This is a genomic window from Mesorhizobium sp. Root552, from assembly GCF_001427285.1.
In the GTDB taxonomy this organism is placed as follows: domain Bacteria; phylum Pseudomonadota; class Alphaproteobacteria; order Rhizobiales; family Rhizobiaceae; genus Mesorhizobium.
The window spans coordinates 42829-64708 of the sequence record NZ_LMFV01000003.1 but is presented as its reverse complement, the minus strand read 5'-3'; the positions used below and the strand labels follow the sequence as shown (position 1 = coordinate 64708).

At 63.4% G+C, this 21880-nt stretch carries 18 protein-coding genes; 9 read left to right on the top strand and 9 right to left on the bottom strand.

Annotation, left to right across the window (positions count from 1 at the left end):
- Positions 1-75: 75 nt before the first annotated feature.
- Both ASD50_RS02045 and ASD50_RS02040 read right to left on the bottom strand, forming a co-directional pair.
- Complete coding sequence (locus ASD50_RS02045; protein WP_056235259.1) at positions 76-600, bottom strand: DUF4142 domain-containing protein; 525 nt, start codon at positions 598-600, stop codon at positions 76-78.
- Between the two features lie 159 nt (positions 601-759).
- Positions 760-1470 (bottom strand): RNA polymerase sigma factor, encoded by a 711-nt coding sequence (locus ASD50_RS02040; RefSeq protein WP_056235256.1) that lies wholly within the window; start codon positions 1468-1470, stop codon positions 760-762.
- A 260-nt stretch (positions 1471-1730) separates the two neighbouring features.
- On the opposite strand from ASD50_RS02040, the gene trpS reads away from it, so the two are divergent.
- Positions 1731-2798, top strand: a complete 1068-nt coding sequence (trpS, locus tag ASD50_RS02035; protein WP_056235327.1) for a tryptophan--tRNA ligase — start codon at positions 1731-1733, stop codon at positions 2796-2798.
- Between the two features lie 93 nt (positions 2799-2891).
- Here trpS and ASD50_RS02030 read toward each other — a convergent pair whose 3' ends face one another.
- Together ASD50_RS02030 and pgi are read right to left on the bottom strand one after the other, a co-directional pair.
- Positions 2892-3602, bottom strand: a complete 711-nt coding sequence (locus ASD50_RS02030) for an HAD family hydrolase (RefSeq protein ID WP_056235253.1) — start codon at positions 3600-3602, stop codon at positions 2892-2894.
- Between the two features lie 3 nt (positions 3603-3605).
- Entirely contained in the window at positions 3606-5243 is a 1638-nt protein-coding gene (gene pgi, locus ASD50_RS02025) for a glucose-6-phosphate isomerase (protein ID WP_056235250.1), read from the bottom strand.
- A gap of 258 nt (positions 5244-5501) precedes the next feature.
- Here pgi and ASD50_RS02020 point away from each other — a divergent pair, with 258 nt between their 5' ends.
- Complete coding sequence (locus ASD50_RS02020) at positions 5502-6992, top strand: PLP-dependent aminotransferase family protein (RefSeq protein WP_056235247.1); 1491 nt, start codon at positions 5502-5504, stop codon at positions 6990-6992.
- Between the two features lie 186 nt (positions 6993-7178).
- Complete coding sequence (locus ASD50_RS02015; RefSeq protein WP_056235243.1) at positions 7179-8768, top strand: trimethylamine methyltransferase family protein; 1590 nt, start codon at positions 7179-7181, stop codon at positions 8766-8768.
- A gap of 140 nt (positions 8769-8908) precedes the next feature.
- On the opposite strand, the gene pyrC is transcribed toward ASD50_RS02015, so the two are convergent.
- From pyrC to aceA, 4 genes are all read right to left on the bottom strand, one after another.
- Positions 8909-9952, bottom strand: coding sequence for a dihydroorotase (gene pyrC, locus ASD50_RS02010; protein WP_413813866.1), 1044 nt, complete (start codon positions 9950-9952; stop codon positions 8909-8911).
- Positions 9953-10106: 154 nt separating this feature from the next.
- On the bottom strand, positions 10107-10484 hold the full coding sequence (locus ASD50_RS02005; RefSeq protein ID WP_082549460.1) for a response regulator: 378 nt from the start codon (positions 10482-10484) through the stop codon (positions 10107-10109).
- Positions 10485-10902: 418 nt separating this feature from the next.
- On the bottom strand, positions 10903-11142 hold the full coding sequence (locus tag ASD50_RS02000) for a hypothetical protein (RefSeq protein WP_056235237.1): 240 nt from the start codon (positions 11140-11142) through the stop codon (positions 10903-10905).
- 46 nt (positions 11143-11188) lie between these two features.
- The gene (aceA, locus tag ASD50_RS01995) at positions 11189-12478 is read right to left on the bottom strand and encodes an isocitrate lyase (RefSeq protein ID WP_056235321.1); all 1290 of its coding nucleotides are present in this window, start codon (positions 12476-12478) and stop codon (positions 11189-11191) included.
- Positions 12479-12738: 260 nt separating this feature from the next.
- Here aceA and ASD50_RS01990 point away from each other — a divergent pair, with 260 nt between their 5' ends.
- From ASD50_RS01990 to ASD50_RS01965, 6 genes are all read left to right on the top strand, one after another.
- The gene (locus tag ASD50_RS01990) at positions 12739-14178 is read left to right on the top strand and encodes a helix-turn-helix domain-containing protein (RefSeq protein ID WP_056235232.1); all 1440 of its coding nucleotides are present in this window, start codon (positions 12739-12741) and stop codon (positions 14176-14178) included.
- A 170-nt stretch (positions 14179-14348) separates the two neighbouring features.
- Positions 14349-15302 (top strand): DMT family transporter, encoded by a 954-nt coding sequence (locus ASD50_RS01985; RefSeq protein WP_056235229.1) that lies wholly within the window; start codon positions 14349-14351, stop codon positions 15300-15302.
- Between the two features lie 357 nt (positions 15303-15659).
- Positions 15660-16760, top strand: coding sequence for a polyamine ABC transporter substrate-binding protein (locus ASD50_RS01980; protein ID WP_056235226.1), 1101 nt, complete (start codon positions 15660-15662; stop codon positions 16758-16760).
- Between the two features lie 90 nt (positions 16761-16850).
- Positions 16851-17990 (top strand): ABC transporter ATP-binding protein, encoded by a 1140-nt coding sequence (locus ASD50_RS01975; protein ID WP_056235224.1) that lies wholly within the window; start codon positions 16851-16853, stop codon positions 17988-17990.
- 9 nt (positions 17991-17999) lie between these two features.
- A complete protein-coding gene (locus ASD50_RS01970; RefSeq protein WP_056235219.1) occupies positions 18000-18971 on the top strand; it encodes an ABC transporter permease subunit in 972 nt (323 codons plus the stop codon).
- A 1-nt stretch (position 18972) separates the two neighbouring features.
- Positions 18973-19791: an ABC transporter permease subunit gene (locus tag ASD50_RS01965; RefSeq protein ID WP_056235215.1), complete on the top strand. Its 819-nt coding sequence runs from the start codon at positions 18973-18975 to the stop codon at positions 19789-19791.
- A gap of 9 nt (positions 19792-19800) precedes the next feature.
- Here the strand turns inward: ASD50_RS01965 and ASD50_RS01960 are convergent, their stop codons facing one another.
- A complete protein-coding gene (locus ASD50_RS01960; RefSeq protein WP_056235213.1) occupies positions 19801-21666 on the bottom strand; it encodes an AsmA-like C-terminal region-containing protein in 1866 nt (621 codons plus the stop codon).
- Positions 21667-21880: the final 214 nt, after the last annotated feature.

Genomic DNA, 21880 nt, shown 5'->3' with positions numbered 1-21880 from the left:
ACAAAAAGAAAGGGCGTTGCCGCCCTTTCGAAGCCGGAATCGATATGCTCCGGGATTGCCGCGTTGGGAAGGCTTTTACTTCAGCGCAGCGGCAGCGTGTTCGGCGTGCTGCTGGTGGCCCTGGAACAGCTTGAGGCCGGTCTCGAGCAGGCTCTTCAACTCGGGGTTGGTGGCCGAGGGGATGAGCAGGGTTTCGAGAGCGCCGTTGACCTGGGCGTGGTAGGCAGCTTCGTTTTCGATGTAGGCCTTGTCGAAGGCGGCGCCGTCGAGCTTGGACAGTTCATCACGCTTGGCGGCAGCAGCGGCAGCCAGGGCCTTCGAGGTGTCGTTGTCTTCCGGTGTCACGTTCAGCTTCTTGACGAGGTCGAGCGCCTGGACGTTGACGGCTTCGTGGTCGGCCAGCATCGAGTTGGCGAAATCGACGACTTCCTTGGTCTTCGACTTCTCGACGGCGAGCTTGGCAGCCTCGATGTCGATGACGCCGGCGGTGTAGGCGATGTGGGCGATCTGCGGATCGGTCGGCTTGTCGGCAGCCTGGGCAAAGCTGACGGTGCCGAGCAGGAAAGCGGCCGCGACGGCCAGATTCAACTTGATGGTCATTTGGAACTCCATTTTTCAGGCGCGGCAGGGTGCGCGCCACCTTCTGACGCTGCTTGGATGCGCGGCATGTTGAAACGTTCCCGGCTTTTCGTCAGATAGCGGAAACAATCTTGCGCGATGGAGTTTTAGGGAGCGGGAATTTTCGGCCAGCTGGCGGTTTCAGGTCTCCGTGAGATCGCTCGAGAAGCCGAGCCTCCCCATCACTTTCTCCGTGACGCATGCGCAGCGCTCGCCAGCAAACGGAAAGGCATCGACAAGCACTTCGCCCACCTGCGCCTCCAGCCGGTCGCGCAGCAGCTTGCGGGCGCGGAACAGCCGGGTCTTTACGGTTTCCGGCTTGAGATCGAGAAGTTCGGCGGTTTCTTCCGTGCTGAGGCCTTCGATCGCCCGCGCCACGAAGACGGCGCGAAAGCTTTCGGGCAAGCTGTCGGTGGCTTTTTCAACCAGCTCAAGGATCTGTCTTTGTGCCATTTGTCGTTCCGGATCGTCCGGGCTCGTGGTGTTGGAAAATGCGATGATCTGTGCGCTGTCCAGGCCGGGACGCGCAGGCGGCACGGTGGGAAAACGTCGTTTCTTGCGCAGGCGCGCGATCGATTCGTTGATGACGATGCGCGACAGCCAGGTTGCCAGCGCCGCGTCGCCGCGGAAGCCTGCGAGATGGGTAAAGGCGCTGAGGTAAGCCTCCTGCAGTGCGTCTTCGGCTTCATTGTCATCAACGAGAATGCTTCGCGCCAGCCGGTATAGCCTCTGGTTGTGCCGTGTCATGATGGTGCGCAACGCGGCGGCATCCTGCGCCATCGCCAGACGGACCAGAGTCTGGTCGTCAAGGTCGCCAGCGCGCCTCAGCGCGACTTGCTCCGGCAACGGCATAAGAATTCCTCCGTCCGGGCCATTGGATGGCCGGCGGGCAAAAACGTTCCCGCCAAGGTTGTTCTATCACGAGGGGCCTGGTGACGACAGCAGCAAGAATGCTTCGATCCGGCCTCTTGATCGCGCCCCTGCCATCGTTCATAAGCGCGCCGTCGAAAGACATCCCAAGCAGGTTTCAAAAAGCCGCATGATCCTTCCCGAAAAGCCGGCAGCTTTTCAAGGCCATGCGCGAACGGCCCTCCACAAGCCAAGAGGACATCATGACCGCCTTCAAGCCCCTCGTTTTCTCAGGCGTCCAGCCGACCGGAAACCTGCATCTCGGCAATTACCTCGGCGCCATCAAGAAATTCGTCGCCCTGCAGGAAACATCCGACTGCATCTATTGCGTCGTCGACCTGCATTCGCTGACCGCGCAACTTGTGCATGACGACCTCAAGGACCAGACGCGCCAGATCACCGCTGCCTTCCTCGCCTCCGGCATCGACCCGAAGAAGCACATCGTCTTCAACCAGTCGCGGGTGATGCAGCACGCGGAACTTGCCTGGATCTTCAATTGCGTGGCGCGCATCGGCTGGATGAACCGCATGACGCAGTTCAAGGACAAGGCCGGCAAGGACCGCGAGAACGCCTCGCTCGGCTTGCTTGCCTATCCGAGCCTGATGGCGGCCGACATCCTCGTCTACCGGGCCACCCACGTGCCGGTCGGCGAAGACCAGAAGCAGCATCTGGAACTGACGCGCGACATTGCCCAGAAGTTCAACAACGACTTTTCCGCCCGCATTGCCGAACTCGGCATCGGCGTTGAGATGAAGGTCGGCGACGAGACGGTCAACGGCTTCTTCCCGATCACCGAACCGGTGATCGGCGGGCCGGCTGCGCGCATCATGAGCTTGCGCGACGGCTCGAAGAAGATGTCGAAGTCCGATCCCTCGGATCTGTCGCGCATCAACCTGACCGACGATGCAGACACCATTTCGAAGAAGATCAAGAAGGCCAAGACCGATCCCGAGGCTTTGCCCAGCGAGGTTGACGGGCTGGCCAGCCGCCCCGAGGCGGAAAACCTCGTCGGTATCTATGCCGGCCTTGCCGAGATCACCAAGGAAGAGGTGCTGAAGCAGTATGGCGGCCAGCAGTTTTCCGTGTTCAAGCCGGCGCTGGCCGACCTCGCGGTGGACAGGCTTGCCCCGGTGGCGAGCGAGATGCGCCGCATTTCAGCCGACCGCGCCTATGTCGACGCCGTGCTGAAGGACGGCGGCGAACGGGCCGGCGCACTGGCGGAAAAGACGATGCGCTCGGTGCGCGACATCATCGGCCTGCTGCAGGACTGATCGCGGAGCAATTCCAGGAAAAGTGGCGCCCGGTCTTCCGTCCGGGCCTGCGCAGTGAAAATAAGCCCTCGCCTACCGCCAGGCGCCCGCTACTCACCCCCGCGCGGCGAGGAAGCCGGGCAGGTCGGCGACCGATTCCAGCACGACATCGGCAATCGGCGACAGGCTTTCGCGCGTGCCGGTTCCCGACAGGACGCCGATGGCAAGGCCGCAGCCGCCGGCGCGCGCCATTTCGAGGTCGTGGCGATTGTCGCCGACCATGGCGATCTCGATGGACTTCAGGCCGGTGAGATCGCAAAAGGCGACAACGGTGTCTGGCGCCGGTTTCGGATTGGCCACCGCATCATAGCCATAGGCGGCATCGAACAGTTGCGCGATGGAAAGCGTCGCCAGCGTCCGTTCGCAGCCAAGCGTGGAATCGTTGGTGGCGACCCCAAGCCGGTATGGCCTGGCGTGTAGCGCGCCGAGAGCATCGATGACGCCCGGCAGCGGCACCGCCAGTGCAGCTCCCTGTTCGGTAGTGATGACGTTGAACCGTTCAACCGCGGTGATCTGCTCGGCCCGCGAAAGCTGCGGCAGCCACAGCTCGATCACGTCGAGATTGGTGCCGGCGGCAAACACCGAATCCGCCTTGAAGCGGCGGGTCTTCGGATCGAGGCCGGCAGCTGCGAGAAGCCTGTCGGCCCGCGCCCGGTCGCCCTCGGCGGCTTCCAGCGCCATGAAGTCGGCAACGCCGGACCAAGTTGCGTTGAAATCGACAAGGGTGCCGTCCTTGTCGAAGAGGATTCCCTTGATGTCGGCCAAAACCTACCCCCTCAAATGCTGGATATGTGCCACCAGCCCCGCGGTCGACGCATCCCTGCCAGCGGCATCCTGCTTGCCTTCGACGACAGGCAGAAGCTGCGTCGCCAGTTCCTTGCCCAGTTCGACGCCCCACTGGTCGAACGAGTTGATGTCATAAAGCACGCCTTCGACGAAAACGCGATGCTCATAGAGCGCGATCAGGCGGCCGAGTGTGCGCGGGTCGAGGCTCCGGTAGAGAATGGTGAGCGAGGGCCGGTTGCCGGAAAAGACCCGGTGCGGGGCAATCTTTTCCACTTGCTCCGGCTTCATGCCCTTGGCGAGCATCTGGGCGCGCGCTTCCTCCAGCGTGCGGCCTTTCATCAGCGCTTCCGACTGGGCGAGGCAATTGGCCAGCAGAAGGTCGTGATGATGTTTCAGGTCAGGCTCGTGGCTGTTGGCCGCGGCGAGGAACTCGACCGGGATGATGTCGGTGCCCTGGTGCAGGAGCTGGAAGAAGGCGTGCTGGCCGTTGGTGCCGGGCTCGCCCCAGACGAGTGGCCCGGTCGGGGTTGGAACGGGACCGCCTTCGAGCGTGACGCTCTTGCCGTTCGATTCCATGTCGAGCTGCTGCAGATAGGCAGGCAGGCGCGACAGGCGCTGGTCGTAGGGGATGACGGCGCGGGCCGGATAGCTGCACACCACGCGGTGCCACCAGCCGACGAGGCCGAGCAGGGCCGGCAGGTTCTTCGCCAGCGGCGCGGTGCGGAAATGTTCGTCCATCTCATGCGCGCCGACCAGCATTGCGCGAAAATTCGTCGGGCCGACGGCGATCATCACCGGCAGGCCGATGGCCCCCCACACCGAATAGCGGCCGCCGACCCAATCCCAGAAGCCGAACACCCGTTCCGACGCAATGCCGAACCTGGCGACGAGGTCGAGTGCTGTCGAGACGGCGGCGAAATGCCGGCCGACGGCGTTGGGGCCGAGCGCCTTTTCGATCCATCGCCGCGCCGTCTCGGCATTGGTCATCGTCTCGACCGTGGTGAAGGTCTTGGAGGCGATGATGATCATCGTCGTCTCGGCGTTGAGCCCTTTGAGCGTGTCGTGGATATGGGCGCCGTCGATGTTGGAAACGTAGTGCGCGCGCGGCCCGTCATGGTAGGGCGCCAGCGCCAGCGTCGCCATGGCGGGGCCGAGGTCCGAGCCGCCGATGCCGATATTGACGATGTCGGTGATCGCCTTGCCGGTCGCGCCCTTGGCCCTGCCCGAACGAACCTCGTCGGCAAAGGCGCTCATCGCGTCGAGCACGTCGTTGACGTCGGCCTGGATATTCTGGCCGTCGACGGCAAGGCCCTTGCCGTCGAGGTTGCGCAGCGCGGTGTGCAGCACGGCGCGATCCTCGGTCAGGTTGATGTGCTGGCCGGAAAACATCGCCGCCCTCCGCCCCTCGACATCGGCTGCCACTGCCAGCTTGCCGAGCAGGTCCATCGTTTCTTGGTCGACGGCGCATTTCGACCAGTCGAGCAGAAGGTCGCCATCGGTTGCGGAAAAGCGGCTGAAACGTTTGGGATCGGCGGCGAAAGCCGCACGCATGCCGGCGGGTGCAGCAGCGCGATGACCGCGCAGGGCGGCGAGGGTTTCTCGGAAAGACGGTTTATCCACGGGGAGGCTCCAGAGACGGTATGCTGGGTACTCTAGCAGACCTCACTCGGCTGCGGCGAGGTTCAAGGCGACCTATCTAGTCGAATTTCAATCGATTGAATAGCACATTAGCAGCCGGAAAACCAAGCTGGCCGCATCGTGATCGATCACTGGCATAAATCCTAGCGATCAGAAAAATTGATTGGCTTAATCTCTTGTGCCACGGCACATTCGACTGGTCCACGAAAATAAAAAAGACTGACCACCGAGGAAACTCACATGCCACAGCGAAATGACACGGCCATTTGGTCGGGCCTGTTCCGCATTTCGGCGGAATCCGGCCAGACCCTCCAGGCGCAGATCAGGCAGGCGATCGTTGCAGCCATTCTGGACAGGCAGATTGCCGCCTCCATGCCGCTTCCCTCATGCCGCATCCTGGCCGAGAAACTCGGCGTGGCGCGCGGCACCGTCGTGCTGGCTTTCCAGCAACTGGTCGATCAGGGCTTCCTCGTGGCGCGCGAGCGCCGTGGCCATTTCGTCAATCCGGAAGTGCTGGCGACGCCGGCCAAGCCGCAGAAGGCGCCTGAGCAGTCGAACGAGATCGACTGGAAGGCGCGCTGCCAGATTGCGGCCAGCGACATGCCGCCGCCGGCCAAGCACGAAAACTGGATCAAGTCGTCCTATCCGTTCGTCTACGGCCAGTTCGACCCGGCCCTGTTCCCGACCGCCGAGTGGCGCGAATGCAACCGCATGGCGCTGGCGGTGCTTGAAATCCGCAGCTGGGCCTCCGACATGGTCGACCGCGACGACCCGTTGCTGATCGAGCAGATCCAGGCAAGGCTGTTGCCGCGCCGGGGCATCTTCGCCAATCCGGACGAGATCATCGTCACGCTGGGCGCGCAGAACGCGCTCTACATGCTGGCGACGCTTCTGATGACCAAGGGCTCGAAGGTGGCGATGGAAGATCCGGGCTATCCGGACGCACGCTCGATCTTCCGGCTGGCCGGGGCGCAGACGCTGCCGGTGCCGGTCGACCAGTCCGGCATCGTGACGTCATCCATCCCGTCGGATGCGGGCTTTGTCTTCGTCACGCCGAGCCACCACTGCCCGACCATGGTGCCGCTGTCCGACGAGCGGCGGCAGGATCTCCTGGCGCGGGCCAACCGCAACAACCAGATCATCATCGAGGACGGCTATGACAGCCAGTTGCTCGACGAGGCACCGCAGCAGGCGCTGAAGAGCGTCGATCGCTCCGGCCGCGTGATCTATGTCGGCTCCATGTCGAAGACCTTGGCGCCGGGCCTCAGGCTTGGCTACATCGTCGCCTCCGCCGGACTGATCGCGGAATTGCGCGCGCTGCGCCGCTTCATGCTGCGCCATCCGCCCGCCAACAATCAGCGCGCGGTGGCGCTGTTCCTGTCGCTCGGTCACCACGAGGCGCTGGTGCGGCGGCTGTCTTCGGCTTTCGAGGAGCGCCGCAAGCGCCTGGTCCACGCCATTTCCGCCTTCCTGCCGGAATGGCGCTCGACCAATTCGGCCGGCGGCACCTCGCTCTGGCTGGAAGGGCCTCGCGGCACCGATTCGCGCGACCTCGCCATCGCAGCCGCCAGCCGCAGCGTCATCATCGAACCGGGCGGCCGCTTCTTCGACCAGAACGACAAGCCGTCGCGCTTCATGCGGCTGGGCATTTCTTCGATCGCCCTGCAGCACATCGAGCCGGGCATCCGCGAGCTGGCCACGGCGGCGGGCCGCCGTCCCGCGGCTGCCTGAACCATCTGTCGCCGCGCGTCTCCTGCGAGGGAGGCACGCGGCGCTTTTCTGGCCCATCTGGTGAAATCCCCTGGCTCATGGTCTGTGCCAATGGCAAGAGCATAGTCGAATCAAAATGGGAACAAGGCCGGCAAGCGGTGGATCAACCACCGAGGCTTGGCTTCGCTGCAACCAGGAGGACCAGCCATGTCTGTTGTGGCTGAAAAGCAGGAAGAATCGACCGAACAAAGGGCGCGCCGCGCCGGAGGGCGTGAAGCGAGGCGCGCGATGCGGGCCGCGCCGCTGGCCGATGACGTCAGGCCGATACGGCCCGGAATGGAAGGCGGCAGGTATAAGCCGTTGGACCAGAACGATCTGGAACGCATCCACGAAGCCGTGCTTACGGTCCTCGAGACGGTCGGCTTCGCCAACGCCATTCCTTCCTGCGTCGAGGCCTTGACGCGGGCCGGCGCAACCCTCGGCGAGGACGGCCGCATCCGCTTTCCGCGCAACCTGGTGCTCGACACCATCAAGCGCGCGGCGCGGAATTTCACGCTGCACGGGCAGGACCCGAGGCATGACATGGTGATCCAGGGCAAGCGCGTGCACTATGGCACCGCAGGCGCTGCCGTGCACCTGGTGGACGTCGAGAAGCGCCAGTACCGGGAATCGCTGGTGCAGGACATCTACGATGCCGCCCGCCTTGTCGACGGGCTGGACAATATCCATTTCTTCCAGCGCCCGATGGTGCCGCGCGACATTCCCGATCCGCTCGAAATGGACTTCAACACGCTCTATGCCTGCGTGATGGGGACGTCGAAGCATGTCGGCACGTCGTTTACCGTGCGCGAGAACGTCAAGCCGGCGCTGGAAATGCTCTATGCGATCGCCGGCGGCGAGGATAATTTCCGCGAACGCCCGTTCGTCTCCAATTCAAACTGCTTCGTGGTGCCGCCGATGAAGTTCGCCGAGGATGCCTGCGGCGTGCTCGAAGCCTGCGTCGAAGGAGGCATCCCGATCCTGCTTCTTTCGGCTGGACAGGCGGGCGCGACCGCGCCGGCGGCGATTGCCGGCGCAGTGGTGCAGGCGGTCGCCGAAGTGCTGGCTGGCCTCGTCTACGTCAACGCCATCAAGCCCGGCCATCCCGCGATCTTCGGCACCTGGCCGTTCGTCTCGGATTTGCGCACCGGGGCGATGTCGGGCGGCTCGGCTGAACAGGCGGTGCTGACGGCGGCTTGCGCCCAGATGGCGCAGTTCTATGACCTGCCCGGCGGTTCGGCGGCCGGCATGTCGGATTCCAAGCTGCCCGATATCCAGGCGGGTTATGAAAAGGGGATCACCAATGTCATGGCCGGCCTGTCCGGGCTGAATCTCGTCTATGAGTCGGCGGGCATGCATGCCTCGCTGCTCGGCTTTTGCCTCGAAAGCCTGATTATCGACAACGACATGCTCGGCCATTGTCTGCGCTGCGTGCGCGGGCTCGAAGTGACGGATGACGCGCTGTCGGTCGCCACCATCTCGGAAGTGTGCCTGAGCGGACCCGGACACTATCTCGGCAACGAGCAGACGCTGAAACTGATGCAGACCGAATATTTCTATCCGGCCGTCGGCGACCGCTTTTCGCCCAAGGAATGGAACGAGAAGGGCCGTCCCGATATCCTGATGCGGGCCATCGCCGAGAAGAAGCGCGTGCTGGCGGAAGTCTTTCCCCGCCATGTCTCACGGGCGACCGACGACAAGCTGCGCGCCCGCTTCGAAGATTTGATCAAGCTGCCGAGAAGCGGCATGGGCGGGTAGCGGTTCAAGTCAGGGCGATCTGCAAATCGCAGCTTTCTACGCTTCCGGTGCTCACATACTTTTATGTACATTCCGCCCCGGTTCTCGAAAGCCGCGATTTTCAACGCGCCCTGACCTGAATCTCAGATTGTGCCGGAGCCTCAGGCCTTCACCCGACCGATCGACCACGGCAGCACTTCGCCGCCACGGAAGACGACCACTTCCTTTTCGTCGACGGGGACTGCCGACAGCACGCTGGAGGGGCGCTTCAGAAGCGTGAGCGTGCCTTTGTTCGGTTCGAGCCCATGGAAGCGCGCGCCGTTCAGCGAGGCAAAGGCCTCGAAACGGTCGAGCGCGCCTTCCTCGTCGAAAACCTGGACATAGGTCTGCAAGGCGGTGACGCCGCCGAAAATGCCGGCGGAACAGCACTCGGCCTCCTTGGCGCCGCGCACATGCGGCGCGGTGTCGGTGCCGATCATGAAGCAGCTCTCACCGGACGTGACGGCCTTGCGCAGGGCGAGGCGATGGCTTTCGCGCTTGGCCACCGGCAGGCAGTAGAGATGCGGACGCAGGCCGCCCTGGAAAATCGAGGTGCGGTTGATGACGAGGTGATGCGGCGTGACCGTGCCGGCAACGCGCGGTGCGTGCGCGCGTACGATGTCGACCGTGCCGGAGGTGGTGACGTGCTCGATCACCGCCTTCAGCCCTTGATGCCGCTTGAGCAGCGGCAGCAGGCTCTTTTCCATGAACACTTCCTCGCGATCGAAGATGTCGACGCTCGGATCGGTCGATTCACCATGGATGAGCACCGGCATGCCGATTTTTTCCATCCGCTCCAGCACCGGCGCCAGCGCGACGAGATCGGTGACGCCATGATGAGCATTGGTGGTGGCGCCTGCCGGATAGAGCTTGGCGGCGATCCAGGCGCGTTCGGCAAAGCCGCGCTCGATTTCATCCGGCCGGGTGTGGTCGGTGAGGTAGCAGGTCATCAGCGGCTGGAAATCGGAACCATCCGGACGTGCAGCCATGATGCGCTCGCGATAGGCGGTGGCGTCGGCGACGCTTGTCACCGGCGGAACGAGGTTGGGCATGACGATGCCGCGGGCGAACTGCGCCGCGGTAAAAGGCAGCACGGCCTTCAGCATCCCGCCGTCGCGCAGGTGGATATGCCAGTCGTCCGGGCGGCGGATGGTGAGCGAAGGCACGGCGTCCGCAGCGTCTGCCGTCGCATCGAAAAGCTCGCCGATGTTCATCGCATTACCCCTTCGCGGCTGGGAAAGACGCAGCACATTGAGCAGCGATATACATGGCTTGCCGCCGAATGGCAGGCTTTTGTTGAGTTGGCGCTTTGCGCCGTTCTCAGACGTGGCCGTGCGTGATCAGGCGGTTCAGCACCGGCTGCAAGCGGTCGGGCGTGATCGGCTTGGCCACCACGACATCGATCAGGCCTGACAGAGACAGGTTCTCAGGCGTGCCGGTGCGATTGGAAAGCAGGATCACCGACGGTCTCGATTGGCCGGAAGCCCGCCGCAGGGCCGCGATTGCCGGCATCAGGGCATCGCAATCCTTGTTGTCCGCCCCGCCGTCGAGGACGATGGCGCCGGGCACCAGGGCCAGCAGGGTCTTGGCCGCGGCCTCGGGCGTCTCCGGAATCGGCTTCAGTCCCAATCCCTCGATGATTTTTGAAACCACGACCTGATTGATCCTGGACCTGCCGACCATCAGGACTTTGGACATATCCACGACCAGTTCGCCTCGCCCGCCTCTCGCGGTTCTGGAGGTCTCGACGTTTCTTTCGGTATGCGTAGGCAAGGCGACTTTACACCGATATTTCAATTCAAGGTTGAAGGGGTAGAACCTTTGGTTGATATGGCAAACTGTGTCAAGGACCAACAAATTGGACCGGACCATACTCGCCCGGTGCGGAGTAAGGCAAATTCCACCGCGTATGTCCATAGGGTCTAGATCGTCCCGGCCGTGCGCTCGAAAATGTGATCGAAACGGTGCGTGACGCAGCGGCGTGATGGCGGGAGAAGGCCAGGACCGATGCGGTCGCATCGGTCACACGACGCACCTGAAACGAAACCACCCGTGCGTCGGGCGCACGGGTGGTCAACAAGTCCTGAGCCAGATTGGATCGCCGAAACGATGCCTATCAGCTATGGCTTTGCGTCACGATCACCGGGATGAGCAGGTCGCCCCAGTTGCCGTCGCCGCCGTGGTGACGGGCGGACCGCACCAGTTCGACCGACACGCCGGCTTCGACCGCCTTCATCACCGATTGGTTGAGGCGGTGCAGATCGTTGGCCAGCATGCGGATCGTTGCCTGCTGATCGGTGTTCATGGCCGACGACTGTTCCTCGGCCCTTTCCTTGACTCGGCTGATCGAAGCCATTTCGGTTCTCCCTGGAAATTGACGCCTTTCCGGACGTCTGCGCTGGTTATTCCGCAGCCGGCTTGAACTGAGCCTGCTCGGTCGATTCCTTCATTGCGGTCGTGGACGACTGGCCACCGGTGATCGCGACCGACACGGCGTCGAAATAGCCGGTGCCGACTTCGCGCTGGTGCTTGGTCGCGGTGTAGCCATTGGCTTCCGCCGCGAATTCCGCCTCCTGCAACTCCGAATAGGCTGCCATCTGACGATCCTTGTAGCCGCGCGCCAGTTCGAACATGCCGAAGTTGAGCTGGTGGAAGCCAGCCAGCGTGATGAACTGGAACTTGTAGCCCATGGCTCCGAGCTCGCGCTGGAACTTGGCGATGGTAGCGTCGTCGAGGTTCTTTTTCCAGTTGAACGACGGCGAGCAGTTATAGGCCAGCATCTTGCCGGGGTGGGCCTTCTGCACCGCTTCGGCGAACTTCCTGGCCTGGCCGAGATCCGGCTTGGAGGTTTCCATCCAGATCAGGTCGCAATGCGGCGCATAGGCGATGGCGCGCGCGATGCACGGCTCGATGCCGTTCTTGACCTGGTAGAAGCCTTCCACCGTGCGGCCCGCATCGTAGTCGACGAAGGGCTGGTCGCGCTCGTCGATGTCGGAGGTGAGCAGCTTGGCAGCCTCGGCATCGGTGCGGGCAACGATCAGGGTCGGGGTGCCCATGACGTCCGCTGCGAGGCGGGCGGCATTGAGGTTGCGGATATGCGCCGCGGTCGGGATCAGGACCTTGCCGCCGAGATGGCCGCACTTCTTTTCCGATGCGAGCTGGTCTTCGAAGTGAACGCCGGCCGCGCCCGCTTCGATGAAGGCCTTCATGATCTCGAAGGCGTTGAGCGGTCCGCCGAAGCCGGCTTCCGCGTCAGCCACGATCGGCGCGAACCAGGTGTCGACCGACAGGCCCTTGCCCTCGGAAACCTCGATCTGGTCGGCGCGCTGCAGGGTGCGGTTGATGCGCTTGACCAGTTCCGGCGCGGCGTTGGCCGGATAAAGCGACTGGTCGGGGTACATCGCAGATGCGGTGTTGGAGTCGGCGGCGACCTGCCAGCCCGACAGGTAGATGGCCTTCAGGCCGGCGCGGACCTGCTGCATGGCCTGGTTGCCGGTCATGGCGCCAAGCGCGTTGACGAAAGATTCCTCGTGGATGAGCTTCCACAAGCGGTTGGCGCCGTTCTCCGCCAGCGTGTGACGGATCTGCACCGAGCCGCGCAGCCGCTTCACGTCTTCCGGGGAATAGGGGCGTTCGACACCGTCGAAGCGGCCTTCCGACGCGGATGGGACGAGGTTGTAAAAATCAGTCATTTGCGGCTCCAACTCACTTGGCTTGTAAGAAAAGCACCACTTCCGCAGACCGGATTTGTGATGCATCGATATGACTGTCTTTACATTGCGCCGCGAAAAGGGCGAGAAAAACAGCATGAAAGCCCGGAAAATAAAGGAAAATCTGTGTTGCCTTTGACACCAAGGCATTGTAAATTTGTAAAAGATGTAAAAGACATTGGCGAGCCTCCGGCTAGTCAATCTTGTAAATTGCTGTAAAGCCGGAATTTAGGGCGACAGGCATGGCCGAACAGAAGATCTTCGCCGGGCCGCGTATCCGCCGCATCCGCAACGCCAAGGGCCTGACCCAGACGTCGATGGCGGAAGGGCTCGGCATTTCGCCGTCCTATCTCAACCTGATCGAGCGCAACCAGCGGCCGCTGACGGTGCAGCTCATCCTCAAGCTGGCCTCGGTCTACAAGGTCGAGCCCGACGAGTTGCAGGGCGAGGCGCGCGGCTCGATCGCGGCGCTGAAGGAGGCCTTTTCCGACCCGCTTCTGGCCGGCGAACTGCCGGGCGACCAGGAACTGGTCGAGGTTGCGGAGGCGGCGCCCAACGCGGCGGCGGCCATCGTCAAGCTATACCGGGCCTATCGCGAGCAGGCCGAACGGCTTTCCGATCTCAACGAGCTGCTCGCCCATGAAGGGCGCGGCACGGCGCTTTCCGGCGCGCGCCTGCCGATCGACGAAGTGCACGAGGTGTTCGAGCGGCGGGCGAACCACTTCACCAACATCGAGGAAGAGGCGGAAGCCTTCACCAGCGTGCTCGATCCGGGCGACGACCTGTTCGGGGCGCTGAAGGCATGGCTCAAGCGCGAATACGGCATTGTCGTCAAGGTGCTGCCGGTGGCGACCATGCCCAACTGGCGCCGCCGCTATGATCGCCATTCGCAGCGCCTGTTCCTGTCCGAGCGGCTGTCGCCGTTCGACCAGTTGCGCGAAGTGGCGATGGAGGCCTGCCTGATCCGCATGACGGTCGCGGTCGCGGCCGAGATCCAGGGGCTGAAGCTGTCGAGCGACGAGGCGCGGCGGCTGGCCCGCTTCGAGCTTGGCCGCTATGCGGCGCATGCGCTGATGATGCCCTACCAGCCGTTCCTCGCGGCGGCGAACCGCTCGCGCTACGACATCGACGTGCTGCGCTCGCGCTTCGGGGTTTCGTTCGAGCAGGCCGCGAACCGGCTGACCATGTTGCAACGGCAAGGCAGCGCCGGCGTGCCGTTCTTCATGCTGGAGATCGACAATGCCGGCCATCCGTTCCGCAAGTCCGGCAGCCTCGGCTTCCCGCACAGCCGCTTCGGCGGCGGTTGTCCGAAGCTGCCGGTGCATGCCGCTTTCACGCAGCCCGGACAGATCTTCGTCGAGGCGGTGGAAATGCCGGATGGGGCGGAGTTCCTGTGCCTTGCGCGCACGCTTGAAGGCCCGCAGGGAGCTTACAACGAGCGCCCGCGCCGCACCGCCCTCCTGCTGGGCTGCGACATCGCCTTCAAGGATGAGGTCGTCTATGGTGCGGCGCTGATCGCAGCAGCAGGCAAGGGCCAGGGCGCGGTCGTCACGACGCCTGTCGGCGCCGCCTGCCGGCTGTGCGAACGGCCGGGCTGCCTGTCGCGTGCCGCCCCGCCGGTGACCCGCCCGCTCGGGCTGGACGAGATGGTGACCGGCCTTTCCGCCTTCGACTTCCAGTAGTCGCAAATTGGCCCTCCTCCGCGCCCCGCCCGGGGTAAATCTCGCTTTGCCACAACCACGAACAGCGCGTGGATCACGCAGGCGTGAGCGCTTTGCGTTATCGAGAGAAATCAAGCATCGGCCGCTGCGCATGTCGTTTGCGGCCTCTTTTTCCGAAATCGCCGCCAGTCATGACCGAAGTCGCATCCAGTCCAGCACCATCCGGCCCGGCGCTTGCGCCGCGCGACGAACGCCGTGGCGCCCTGTTGGTGTTCCTGTCGGCGCTGATGTGGAGTTTCGGCGGTGCGATCGCCCGCTACATCGATATCGGCGATAGCTGGACGGTGGTGTTCTGGCGCTCGGTGTGGGCGGCGGCCTTCCTGCTCTGCTTCATGGCCTGGCGCGATGGCGGGCGCGGCACGCTCAGGCTGTTCCGCGACATGGGCCTGCCGGGCTTTGCGGTCGCGCTGTGCTTTGCCACCGCCTCGACCTCCTTCGTCGTGGCGCTGGCTTACACGACGGTCGCCAACATCCTGCTGATGCAGGCCGGCGTGCCGCTGATGGCGGCGCTGTTTGCCTGGATCGCGTTTCGCGAAAAGGTATCGACGACCACCTGGATCGCCATTGCCACCGTTATTCTCGGCGTTGGCATCATGGTGTCGGAATCGCTCGGCGGCACGGTCTCGCCGGTCGGCGACGGACTGGCCCTGCTGATAGCCGTGGTCTTCGCCACGGCAACGGTGATCACGCGCCGCTTTTCGCATGTGCGCATGACGCCGGCGACCTGCCTTGGCACCATGTTTGCCGCCGCCTTTGCCTTCAGCCAGGCATCGACGCTTTCGGTCTCGGCCCATGACATGGCTTTCCTGTTTGCCTTCGGCGTCGTCAACCTGGGTCTCGGCCTCGCCTTCTTCGCCACCGGCGCCCGCATGATCCCGGCTGCCATGGCCGCGCTGCTCGGCACGTTCGAGCCGCTGATGGGGCCGATCTGGGTCTGGCTGGCGCATGGCGAGATCCCGTCGGGCCGCACCATCATTGGTGGCGGCGTCGTTTTCATCGCGCTGTTCGTCCACCTCGTGCTGGAATTCAAGCGCCAGACACAGCCTTCGCGGCCCGGCGTCACCGGTCTGCCTTCTCCCAACTGATCCCAGCAGCTCGCCCTTTTGTGACGGGCCTGAGCTTGGGCCATGGTGCTTGACCATTGACAAGTCATCGAAACGGCGGCCAGGCTGCGGCAAAGGCAACAACGAGACAGGCTGATCTTGCCCCTTGTTCCAACCAGCCTTCACATGGCTGGCCAAAATCGTGGATTGTCCGGAAGCTTCCGGATTGGAACTGTGCAGCCGCGTGAGCAGCTGCCCCGCCTTCTCCAAACGCCGGCTTTGTTCGCGGCCAAATGCCGCTTGTTAGAAGCCAAAAAGCTCAATAGATTGAGGCACATGTCTGCCAGTCGCGGCGACGCTGCGATTTGGTGCTTGGAATATCTGTAAAGGGAGAATTGCATGAACATCAAGGCAAGCTGGCTCGTCGCGACAACCGCCATAGCGGCAGCGACTTTTGCGTTTGCGGCACAGGCGCAGGAACGCGTGGTCAACGTCTACAACTGGTCCGACTATATCGATTCCTCGATTATCGAAGACTTCACCAAGGAGACCGGCATCAAGGTCGTCTATGACGTCTACGATTCCAACGAAATCCTCGAAACCAAGCTCTTGGCCGGCGGCAGCGGCTATGACGTCGTTGTACCGACCGGAAGCTTCCTCGCCCGCCAGATCCAGGCCGGCGTCTACCAGAAGCTCGACAAGTCGAAGCTGCCCAACCTGAAGAACATGTGGGACGTGGTTTCCGAACGCACCGCCATCTTCGACCCCGGCAACGAATATTCGGTCAACTACATGTGGGGCACGATCGGCATCGGCTACAACATCAAGAAGATCCAGGAGGTGCTGGGCACCGACAAGATCGATAGCTGGAAGGCGGTGTTCGATCCGGAACAGGCCGCCAAGCTGAAGGATTGCGGCATCAACTTCCTCGATTCGCCGACCGACATGATCCCGGTGACGCTTGCCTATCTTGGCCTCAACCCGGACAGCCACGCGCCGGACGACATCGCCAAGGCCGAGGAGGCGCTTTTGAAAGTGCGCCCCTTCGTGCGCAAGTTCCATTCCTCGGAATTCATCAACGGCCTTGCCAATGGCGACATCTGCGTTGCGGTCGGCTGGTCGGGTGACGTCTTCCAGGCGCGCGACCGCGCTGACGAGGCCAAGAACGGCGTCGAGCTTGCCTATGCCATTCCAAAGGAAGGCACGCAGATGTGGTTCGACCAGATGGCGATACCTGCCGACGCCCCGCACGTTGCGGAAGCCCATGAGTTCCTCGACTACATGATGCGGCCGGAAGTCATCGCCAAGTCGTCGAACTACGTCTTCTACGCCAACGGCAACAAGGCCTCGCAGGAGTTCCTCGACGCCGAGGTTCGCGAAGACCCGGCTGTCTATCCGCCGGAGGACGTGCTGGCCAAGCTGTTCGTCAACACGCCGCTCGACCCCAAGACCCAGCGCCTGTTTACGCGCAGCTGGACCAGGGTCGTGACCGGCCAGTAACCGACATCGATCAAGGCCCCGGCGGCAACCCGCCGGGGCTCTTGCAGAAAAGGCGTACAAGCCAACGGGCAAGCAGGGACGGAGTGGGACATGAAGTCACTGGGCAGCATACGCAGGGACTTTGCACCGTGGAACGATCCGGATGCAAAGCCGTATATCCGCTTTGAAAACGTTACCAAGCGCTTCGGCGACTTTACCGCAGTCAACAACCTGTCGCTGACCATTTTCGAGCGCGAGTTCTTTGCGCTACTGGGCGCATCCGGCTGCGGCAAGTCGACTTTGCTCAGGATGCTGGCCGGGTTCGAGGAGCCGACGGAAGGGCGCATCTTGCTCGACGGGCAGGACCTGCGCGGTATCCAGCCTTATCGGCGGCCGGTCAACATGATGTTCCAGTCCTACGCGCTGTTCCCGCATATGACGGTTGAGAAAAACATCGCCTTCGGCCTGAAGCAGGACGGCATGGCCAAGGCCGACATCGACGCCCGCGTCGCCGAGATGCTCAAGCTGGTCAAGCTCGAGCGCTTCGCCCAGCGCAAGCCGCATCAATTGTCCGGCGGCCAGCGCCAGCGCGTGGCGCTTGCCCGCTCCGTCGCCAAGCGCCCGAAGGTGCTTTTGCTCGACGAGCCGCTCGGCGCGCTCGACAAGAAGCTGCGCGAGGAAACGCAGTTCGAATTGATGGACCTGCAACAGGAGCTTGGCCTCACCTTTGTCGTCGTCACGCACGACCAGGAAGAAGCAATGACCATGGCCGACCGCATCGCCATCATGGACAAGGGCGAGGTGATGCAGGTGGCGACGCCGGCCGAAGTTTATGAGGCGCCCAATTCGCGCTTCGTTGCCGGTTTCGTCGGCAATGTGAACATGTTCGAGGGCGCCGTCGCCGAGCGCACCGAGAAAACCGCGCGCATCACCGGCTCCACCGGTGCGCAAATCCTCGTCGAAAATGCCGGCGATGCCGCCAAGGGCGCCAACGTCGCCTTCGCCATACGCCCGGAAAAGATCAAGGTGTCGTCCAAGAAGCCGGCCGATGACGTCAACGCGCTGGAAGGCGAAATCTACGACATCGCCTATCTCGGCGACATGACGGTCTACCACGTCAAGCTGGAGGACGGGCAAGTGGTGCGCGCCAGCACCATGAATGCCGCCCGCATCGTCGAAGATCCGTTGACCTGGAACGATCGCGCCTGGGTCTCCTTCCGGCCCGACGCCGGCGTTGTCTTGACACGCTAGGAGGCGTCCATGACCAATGCCGCCGCTTCCGTTTCGGCCAGCATCCCAGCCGACGAGGAAAAGTCCGCTGGCGCCCGCCTCCTGTCGGGCATTGCATCGCGCCTTGTTATCCTCGTCCCCTATTGCTGGCTGCTGTTCTTCTTCCTCGTTCCCTTCGTCATCGTCTTCAAGATATCGCTGTCGCAGACGGCGATCTCGATGCCGCCCTATACGCCGGCGCTCGATTTCGGGGCCGGTTTTGCCGGGCTCACGGATGCACTGAAAGAGCTGAGCTTCGACAACTATGTCTGGCTGACCGAGGACCCTCTTTATTTCAACGCCTATATCTCCAGCGTCGTCATCGCCGGCATTTCGACCTTCCTGACGCTTCTGGTCGGCTATCCGATCGCCTATGGCATGGCGCGCGCACCGGCTTCGCTCAGGCCGACGCTGTTGATGCTGGTCATCCTGCCGTTCTGGACCTCGTTCCTGATCCGCGTCTATGCCTGGATCGGCATCCTGAAGCCGGAAGGCCTGCTCAACCAGTTCCTGATGGGCGTCGGCGTGATTTCAGAGCCGCTGATCATCCTCAACACCTACACCGCCATCTTCATCGGCATCGTTTATTCCTACCTGCCCTTCATGGTGCTGCCGCTCTATTCGACGCTGGAGAAGATGGACAATTCGCTGATCGAGGCGGCGAACGACCTGGGCTGCACGCCGATCAGCGCTTTCTGGAAGATCACCTTCCCGCTGTCGCTGCCCGGCGTGATTGCCGGCTGCCTGCTGGTCTTCATTCCCGCCGTCGGCGAGTTCGTCATTCCCGACCTGCTCGGCGGATCGCAGACGCTGATGATCGGCCGCACGCTCTGGAACGAGTTCTTCAACAACCGCGACTGGCCGGTTGCTTCGGCGGTGGCCACCATCTTGCTGCTCGTCCTGGTCATACCCATCGTCTTGTTCCAGCACGCGCAGGCCAAGGCCCAGGAACAGGATCGCTGACATGAACCCGACCTGGACCCGTTTCAACATAACCTCGATCGTTCTGGGCTTTGCGTTCCTCTATTTGCCCATCGTCCTGCTCGTCGTCTTTTCCTTCAACGCTTCGAAACTGGTTACGGTGTGGGGCGGCTTCTCGACCAAATGGTACGCGTCGCTGTTCCAGAACCAGGGGCTGATGGATGCGGCCTGGGTGACCATCCGCGTGGCGCTGGTTTCGGCTTCGGTCGCGACCGTGCTTGGCACGCTGGCGGCACTTGTGCTGACGCGCTACACCCGCTTCCGCGGCCGCGTCCTGTTCACCGGCATGGTGTTCGCGCCGCTGGTGATGCCGGAAGTGATCACCGGCCTGTCTCTGCTGCTGCTGTTCGTTGCGGTTGGCCTCGACCGGGGCTTCCTCACCGTCACGCTTGCTCACATCACATTCTCGATGTGCTTCGTCGCGGTGGTGGTGCAGTCGCGCCTGCTCTCCTTCGACCGGTCGCTGGAGGAAGCAGCGATGGATCTCGGTGCGCCGCCTGTGAAGACGTTTTTCCAGATCACCTTGCCGGTGATTGCGCCAGCGGTGATTTCGGGCTGGATGCTCGCGTTCACCTTGTCGCTTGACGATCTGGTTATTGCCAGCTTCGCCTCGGGTCCGGGCGCGACCACGCTGCCGATGAAGATATACAGCCAGGTGCGCCTTGGCGTGACGCCTGAAATCAACGCGGCCTGCACGATCCTGATCGCGATTGTCGCCATTGGGGTTCTCGCTGCCTCGGTCGTCAACAAGCAGCGCGAGGTCCAGCGGCGTCGCGACGAGCAGGCGGCGCAGCGCGGCTGATCCGAGTGTTTACTGCGCGGGCGTTGCCGGCCGTACGGGAGAAATGAACGGCCTGCTCCAGCTCCCGCCGACGAAGAACTGGGGCAGGTTGGCGGGCGCCGCAGCAGCGCCTTCGCCCGTTGCCGGTGCCGCAGCGGCGGTGGTGTCGGCGATGCCGCCGGAAAGGGCGAGCCCGCGCCCGGCATAGGGCATGATGCCGGTCAGCCACAGCCGCGATTTTCCCGATACGGCCTGTGCCTTGTCGATGCGCACCACGCCCTTTGAGATGCTCGCCTTCAATTCTGCGCCCTCGATGGCGAGGCTGCCGTCGTCGACATCGTCGAGCGGGAAGAAGCCGCGCTCGGAGTTGCGCTTCAGGAAAGCCGGCAGGTTGAGGCCGGGCAAAGCGCCGGCACCGAAATTCGCCGTGATCGAGCCGTCGGCATTTTCGAGCACGGAATTCCAGCCTTTGCCGGGGCCTTTGAGGATGACCGAGATGGTTCCGGTTCCGGTCGGCATCAACCGCGACATGCCGGTTGCCGCGCCAAACGCGCCGCCATTGATGTCGGAAGCTAGCAGCCGCATCTCGACCTGCGTCCCGCCCGGATCGCGGTCGAAGCGCAGGCTGGTCTGCACATTGCCGCCGAAAGCGACCGCATCCGACACGTCGAAGGCGGCAAGGCCGTTCTTGACCTGGGCGGTTGCGGCGACCTCGGCAAGCGGAATCGCTCCCGCCGTGGCATGAGCTGCCGAAAGCCTGAGGTCCAGATTGAGCCGGTCGGCGAAAGAAGTGTCGATCTCGCCCGAAACCTGGCCTGCCGAGGATGCGAGAGGCGTGAACGCGGACAGGAACGAGCCGAGGTCGAGCGTTTCGAAGGCGAGCGTGCCGGAGACGACCGGACGCCCCTCGGCAAGAGCGAAATCGAGCGCGCCCATGCCGGGGTTCTTGTCGAGGACGATCTCGGCGCTGTCGAATTTCAGCCGGCCGGCGCTGCCGGAAACCTTGCTTGAGATCGAGACCGAGCCGATCGCGGCGCCGGGTGCGATGCCGGTCCCCGACCAGTCCAGCATACGCCGCAGCGAGGGAGCCGAGAATTTCACTTGCCCGTCGACATAGGCATTGGCGGAGAAGCTTGCCGTTCCGTCGAACGACAGGTTGGCGGGCGCTGCCTTGAAGTTCAGGGTAAAGGGGGCGGGGCCGCCGGCGGCGAGCAGAAGCGGCTTGGGCGACGACGCTTCGAGCGTGACGCCTTCGCCATGCCAGATGCCGGACGCGGTGAGTGATGCGCTGCTGTTCATCGCCGACCAGCTCGCCTGCCCGGTCAGGCTGGTGGCGATCTCTTCTTCCTTGCCATTGGCGGATGCAACGATGCGGCCGTCGCGAAATTCGAATATGCCGAGAGGGTCGGCGGGCAGCCTGCCGAGGTCGGGATTGGCGGGATCGGCGGCCAGAAGGGCGCGGGCGGCATCGACGGAACGGCTGATGCGGCCACCTTCCGGGAAGGCAGGCAGGTAGAGGCCGTCAGCGGTGCGCTCGACCCGGATCGTAGGCCGGATCAGCCGGGCCGAGGAGAACACGACATCGCCGCGCAGCGCTGCCATGGCCGACAGGCCGACCTCGATGCGCTCGGCCTCGATAACCGGCTGCTCGCTCGCATCCGTCCACTTCGAAAGCGCGACCTGGGTCAGGATGGCGCGAAACTGCGGCCAGACCTCGATTTGCGGCGCGCCGGCAATGGTGACGCGGTAGCCGCTCCACGCGCTCATCTCCCAGGCGATGCGGTCGCGCACGATCCGCGTCGAGGCGATGAACGGCAGCGCAACGAACACCAGTATGGCGACGAGCCCCACAAGGGCGGCCGCCCATACGCCACGTCGCATCCACGATGATGGCATCTCGCCCCTTCTTTGCGTTCCGCCAAGCCGACGCAAGGTGTAACCGGTGGCCGATGCATTTCAAGTCTTTATGACCTCGCTATGGCGCATTGCCCACATCGATGGGCGCTGCGGGACATATGCTTGCCCTGCTGCTTGCCAATATGCTTAACCGTTGCCGACAAAGCGCGATGGCGCTGCCGCCTTTGCCAAGGCGATTGCGGCGCAGATGGAG

What these genes read in the sequence shown, in the direction of transcription:
- ASD50_RS02020 (WP_056235247.1), top strand. Translation starts at nt 5,502, where the DNA reads ATGCCACAGCGAAATGACACGGCCATTTGGTCGGGCCTGTTCCGCATT.
- ASD50_RS02040 (WP_056235256.1), bottom strand. Translation starts at nt 1,470, where the DNA reads ATGCCGTTGCCGGAGCAAGTCGCGCTGAGGCGCGCTGGCGACCTTGAC.
- ASD50_RS01960 (WP_056235213.1), bottom strand. Translation starts at nt 21,666, where the DNA reads ATGCCATCATCGTGGATGCGACGTGGCGTATGGGCGGCCGCCCTTGTG.
- ASD50_RS02045 (WP_056235259.1), bottom strand. Translation starts at nt 600, where the DNA reads ATGACCATCAAGTTGAATCTGGCCGTCGCGGCCGCTTTCCTGCTCGGC.
- ASD50_RS01990 (WP_056235232.1), top strand. Translation starts at nt 12,739, where the DNA reads ATGGCCGAACAGAAGATCTTCGCCGGGCCGCGTATCCGCCGCATCCGC.
- ASD50_RS02000 (WP_056235237.1), bottom strand. Translation starts at nt 11,142, where the DNA reads ATGGCTTCGATCAGCCGAGTCAAGGAAAGGGCCGAGGAACAGTCGTCG.
- aceA (WP_056235321.1), bottom strand. Translation starts at nt 12,478, where the DNA reads ATGACTGATTTTTACAACCTCGTCCCATCCGCGTCGGAAGGCCGCTTC.
- ASD50_RS01980 (WP_056235226.1), top strand. Translation starts at nt 15,660, where the DNA reads ATGAACATCAAGGCAAGCTGGCTCGTCGCGACAACCGCCATAGCGGCA.
- ASD50_RS02015 (WP_056235243.1), top strand. Translation starts at nt 7,179, where the DNA reads ATGTCTGTTGTGGCTGAAAAGCAGGAAGAATCGACCGAACAAAGGGCG.
- ASD50_RS01985 (WP_056235229.1), top strand. Translation starts at nt 14,349, where the DNA reads ATGACCGAAGTCGCATCCAGTCCAGCACCATCCGGCCCGGCGCTTGCG.
- ASD50_RS02005 (WP_082549460.1), bottom strand. Translation starts at nt 10,484, where the DNA reads ATGTCCAAAGTCCTGATGGTCGGCAGGTCCAGGATCAATCAGGTCGTG.
- ASD50_RS01965 (WP_056235215.1), top strand. Translation starts at nt 18,973, where the DNA reads ATGAACCCGACCTGGACCCGTTTCAACATAACCTCGATCGTTCTGGGC.
- ASD50_RS01970 (WP_056235219.1), top strand. Translation starts at nt 18,000, where the DNA reads ATGACCAATGCCGCCGCTTCCGTTTCGGCCAGCATCCCAGCCGACGAG.
- ASD50_RS01975 (WP_056235224.1), top strand. Translation starts at nt 16,851, where the DNA reads ATGAAGTCACTGGGCAGCATACGCAGGGACTTTGCACCGTGGAACGAT.
- trpS (WP_056235327.1), top strand. Translation starts at nt 1,731, where the DNA reads ATGACCGCCTTCAAGCCCCTCGTTTTCTCAGGCGTCCAGCCGACCGGA.